Here is a 5164-nt window from a genome sequence, read left to right as displayed (position 1 = left end):
AACTATTATCTCTTCCCCTTTAACTCTCTCAGTCTGCTTTTTTCAGCGTCTGAACCTACTTACGTACCAACTACATAACCAGTAAAAATAGTAACAATTATAGCAATAACTAAGATTAATGTGATTTTAATCCACTTTTCCAAACATATATTTCATTTCAGAAGATTTAGTTACCATAGGGCACCGAACCGATGGTGCACTTACCCTAACTGACGTTTAAATGCTTTACCGGCGAAGAAGTAAGCGATAACCATAATTCCTACACACCAAGCAAGTGCAATCCAAATATCGTTGCCAACAGTCCCTTCATATAAGAGGGCACGAATCGCATTCACGATTGAAGTTACAGGCTGGTTCTCAGCGAACGCACGAACAATTTTTGGCATCGTTTCGGTAGGAACAAAGGCCGAACTAATAAAAGGCAGAAAAATTAGCGGGTATGAGTAGGCTGTCGCCCCTTCCATAGACTTCGCTGTCAACCCGGGAATGATAGCCAACCATGTTAGCGCCAGCGTAAACATCCCAAGTATTCCAGCTACCGCAAGCCAATCCAGAATATTAGCGCTGGAACGGAAGCCCATTAAGAGCGCAACAAGGATAACCACCACGATAGTAAGTACATTAGCAACAAGTGAGGTTAATACGTGAGCCCATAATACCGACGAGCGYTTGATAGGCATAGTAATGAAACGTGCCATCAGCCCACTCTTTACATCCGTAAASARYCGCACGGATGTGTAAGCGACACCGGATGCGATAGCCATCAGCAAGATTCCCGGCAATAAATAATTGACGTAGTTATCCGTTCCTGTCTTTATGGCGCCGCCAAATACGTAGACAAACAACAACATCATCATAATCGGTGTAATCGCTACCGTAATAATCGTATCTGGACTCCGCATAATGTTGCGCATTAAGCGCCCTAGTAATACCCCTGTTTTGCTTTTCATTTACATCTCCTCCTTTTTGCCGATGATCGCAAGGAAAATTTCTTCCAATGTCGGCTGCTTCTCGATMTACTCCACTTTTGCTGGCGGGAACATCTCTTTAAGTTCAGTAAGAGTACCAGTCGTAATAATTTTTCCGCCATGCAAGATAGCGATAYGGTCCGCCAGTTGTTCGGCTTCCTCCAGGTACTGGGTTGTCAGCAAGATGGTTGTGCCACCGCCGGCAAGTTCCTTGACGGTATCCCACACTTCAATCCGCGCTTCGGGGTCAAGCCCTGTCGTCGGTTCATCGAGAAAAATGACTGCTGGCGTTCCGATCAAACTCATCGCGATGTCAAGCCGGCGCTTCATCCCACCTGAATACTGGTCTGCCCTCTGGTTGGCTGCATCGGTCAGGCTAAATCTTGCAAGCAAATTATCAGCGACTTGAGCAGGACTAGAAACTCCACGCAAATTGGCAATCATTATCAAGTTTTCTCTCCCCGTGAGCATACCGTCTAAAGCTGCAAACTGCCCTGTCAGACTGATACTTTGACGAACATGATCCGATTGACGCTGGACGTCAAAACCGCAAACACCTACTTCGCCGCCATCTTGCTTCATCAGCGTAGAGAGGATATTGACCGTCGTCGTCTTGCCCGCTCCATTTGAGCCCAGCAGCGCGAAAATTTCGCCACGCTGCACTTCAAAATCTACCCCTTTTAACACTTCCTTATCTTTAAAGGATTTTTTTAACCCTTTTACAGAAATCGCTGTGTTGCTCATGCTTTTTTCCTCCTTAAAAAATGTTTTGTAAAGCTAGACTGCCTACACTCCTCTATTTAGTATTACTGATATTCTGTATTACTTAGTACTGATTTAAAAATATAACTGAATAGCGATGGTGGCAATTCACATTTGTAACCAGCTAATCAGTCGGTATTACCTTTTGCATTTATTTTTTTCTCAATTGCTTCATGATACTTTCATTCAAATCTTCACGATACTTGGAGACATAAGTTTTAGCGTTTGCCACTAGTTCGTCAGCAAAGGATGCCACGTCCTCCCCAGTGATTTCCAGCACTTGTCTGCCTTCCGCCGCACCGGCTTCAAACAAATCGATTAATTCATACTGTATGTGTAGCATATCCATCCCGTTGCCCGCTGAGAAATTCCACATGTAGTTTTGGATTTTCTTAAACACAAATTGGTAGTCCTCTGGCAGAGCTCCAACCCGTGCCATCATCATTTTGTACTCTTTTTTATCACCAATTAATTTTTTGAACATTTCCAACATATTATTTTTCCTCCTTTTTTATAAAGCAGAACAAGAAACTCCCAAAATATCGGCCGAATATTTTATCTTATGAGGCTAGTTTGACTTCAAGACGTTAATTTTTGATGATACAAAATCCCATTTTCTCCAAAATAATTCAAGCTCCTGACGGCCATCCTCATTTAGTGAATAAAACTTACGAGGCGGCCCCATATCTGATGGTTTCTTTTCAATATTCACAAGTTTTTTCTTCTCTAATCGCACAAGGATGGTATAGACCGTTCCTTCCACGACTTCAGTAAACCCAAGCTCATTCAGGTGGCGGGTAATCTCATAGCCATAAGTCTCACGGCGGCTGATGATTTCCAGCACACACCCTTCTAGCGAACCTTTCAGCATTTCAGTTAAATTTTCCATATTCTGATCCTCCTCTACCCCCTATTCTGTCTGACTTATATTCAGTATCACAGAGTACTAAGGYGAATTTTTACTGAATAGCTTTTGAAAAACCTCACTATTCAGTATTACTTATTACATCTACATTGTATGACTAAGTAGATGTAATGTCAACTCGATTTTTAAATTTTTTCTTAAATCCGCTTTTGCCTATTGGATACTGAATATATTTTTAAAAACTACGCTATTCAGTATTACTCATTACCACTACATTGTATGACTATGTAGATAGAATGTCAACTCGATTTTTAAATTTTTTCTTAAATCCGCTATTATCTATTGGATACTGCCTATTTTCTTCTTAAGAAATCTCACCACATACCTATCCAGCTAAGAAAAGAAAATACCCCAAAACAAAAATTTCGCATTTTTGTTTTGGGTGTTATAATATTCCGAAGTTAATGAATGTGGCTGGCTCTCCTTATTAAGAAGACGGATCATTTTTTTGTTCTTCTACTAACGCACCTATGCATCTAATACATAAGTTTTCGAATACATACAAATTCTTTATAAAGCCAACTCTACCTATAGAACATCTTTTTTGTTACGATAACATCATATTCATGTCTTCTGCTGCAGTTGTAATCAGTTTTAAACCGAATGTTTCTTGTAATACATCAAGCACACCAGGTGAAATAAATTCAGGTGCCTTTGGACCAATGCGAATATCTTGAATACCAAGACTAAATAGCCCAAGCAAAATGGCAACAGCTTTTTGTTCAAACCATGATAGGACAATACTCACTGGCAATTCATTTACTTCACATTGAAAAGCATCTGCTAAAGCGGCCGCTATTTTCACTGTAGAAATTGAGTTATTACATTGCCCTAAGTCAATATAACGCGGAATCTCCGTACCAGGTACAACCCCATAATTCACATCATTAAAGCGGAATTTCCCACAAGAAGTTGTTAAAATAACCGTTTCTGGAGGAAGTGACGTTGCTAATTCACGATAGTATTCCCCGCCTTTTCCTGGTGCATCACAACCTGCGATGACAAAGAAACGCTTTATTTTCCCTTCCTTTACTGCCTCAATAATTTCTGGAGCTAATGATAATACTGTATTATGATGAAATCCTGTTACTAACTGTTCATCCGACTCCATATGTACTTCGGGAAGCTCTAGCGCTTTTTGAATCAATGGTGCAAAATCATCATTTTCAATTTTTTGTACGCCCTCTAAGCCTGCAATATCATATGAAAAGAATCGATCAGAGTATGATCCTTTAATTGGCATAACACAGTTCGTTGTAGCTAATATGGCACCAGTGAATTTTTCAAAAAGGCGTCGTTGATCGTACCATGCCTTACCAATGTTTCCTTTTAAATGTTTATATTTTTTCAGCTTTGGATATCCGTGTGCTGGTAACATTTCAGAATGCGTATAAATATTAATTTCTTTTCCTTCTGTTTGCTTTAATAGTTCCTCTAATGCAAATAAATTATGACCAGTAACTACAATTGCCTTACCTTCTACATGATTTTGTGTAATTTGAACAGGCTCTGGAACACCAAAGTGATTCGTATGTGCCTCATCTAATAACTCCATCACCCGTAAAGCTGCCTTTCCGACTTTCATAGCCATATCAATATGTTCTTGTTCATTAAAATTAGAATTTGTTAATGTCATATATAGCGCTTCTTGAGTTGTAGCATCTACAAATGCATCTGTATACCCTAGCTGAGCAGCATGAGTACGATAAGCAGCAATTCCTTTTAATCCAAACACAATCGTATCTTGTAAACTTGCAATGGTTTCATTCTTACCACAAACACCCATCACTTTACATCCGCCTGTTGGCGTTTGTTCACATTGATAACAAAACATATCATCCCACCCTCTCCCAATCATTCCTTACAAACTAAGCATAATGCCCATTGAGAAAAAGGGATGTGATATCAATCACAATAATATATGAAAATTTGTGACAGTTCATATTGTTGACATAATATTTTTATTGACACTCTAAAATTTATACATAGGCATGTACACTTCTGTTGATGCTTCCAAATCGCTAAATAATTGCTTTAAAGAAAGTCTAACAATATATAAATAAAAATGAATCTTTTACTAGCTCATTGTACAAAACTAAGATTTCTTACTATATTTGGCGATAAAGCGTTTTGAATCTCTTGCGTAAATAATTTTGATTTATAAAACACAAAATTCCACATATAAATACGCTATTCTTTCTTATAATCCAATAGAAAGAATAGCGTATTTTATTAGTTGAGAATGTTTTAAGGTTATTATGGGAACTCCCTTTATTTACAGTAGTTTTACACTACCTTAACATTGTTTACATTAATTTATGATATATTAATATAGAAACTACTTAAGAAATTTCATGTACATTTTTATCTTTATGATCTCTTATTTAATTGATAGAGAGATCATGTTATATCTTTATAACAGGGGTGAATTAGGATGACTGAAACTTTAAAGACACTTATAATGCTTGATGTTACTTACGTTGTTATAGCAATTATGACGGTACTGGTA

The 5164-nt window shown here is 38.2% G+C and carries 5 protein-coding genes; all 5 read right to left on the bottom strand.

Annotated elements, in window-relative coordinates; genetic code table 11:
• Positions 1 to 200 precede the first annotated feature (200 nt).
• The 5 genes from AC1DTM_RS17875 to hcp all read right to left on the bottom strand — a co-directional run bounded on the left by AC1DTM_RS17875 (position 201) and on the right by hcp (position 4489).
• Positions 201 to 950: an ABC transporter permease gene (locus AC1DTM_RS17875; protein WP_477000584.1), complete on the bottom strand. Its 750-nt coding sequence runs from the start codon at positions 948 to 950 to the stop codon at positions 201 to 203.
• Entirely contained in the window at positions 951 to 1712 is a 762-nt protein-coding gene (locus AC1DTM_RS17870) for an ABC transporter ATP-binding protein (RefSeq protein ID WP_477000583.1), read from the bottom strand.
• Positions 1713 to 1881: 169 nt separating this feature from the next.
• Positions 1882 to 2223: a DUF1048 domain-containing protein gene (locus AC1DTM_RS17865; protein ID WP_002014108.1), complete on the bottom strand. Its 342-nt coding sequence runs from the start codon at positions 2221 to 2223 to the stop codon at positions 1882 to 1884.
• A 75-nt stretch (positions 2224 to 2298) separates the two neighbouring features.
• A complete protein-coding gene (locus tag AC1DTM_RS17860; protein ID WP_002128372.1) occupies positions 2299 to 2619 on the bottom strand; it encodes a PadR family transcriptional regulator in 321 nt (106 codons plus the stop codon).
• A gap of 583 nt (positions 2620 to 3202) precedes the next feature.
• Positions 3203 to 4489, bottom strand: a complete 1287-nt coding sequence (gene hcp / locus AC1DTM_RS17855) for a hydroxylamine reductase (RefSeq protein ID WP_199715624.1) — start codon at positions 4487 to 4489, stop codon at positions 3203 to 3205.
• Positions 4490 to 5164: the final 675 nt, after the last annotated feature.

The sequence above is a fragment of the Bacillus sp. P4_D3 genome (genome assembly GCF_056401855.1).
Note: the sequence above shows the minus strand (reverse complement) of the source record. Positions and strands in the feature narration are given on the sequence as shown.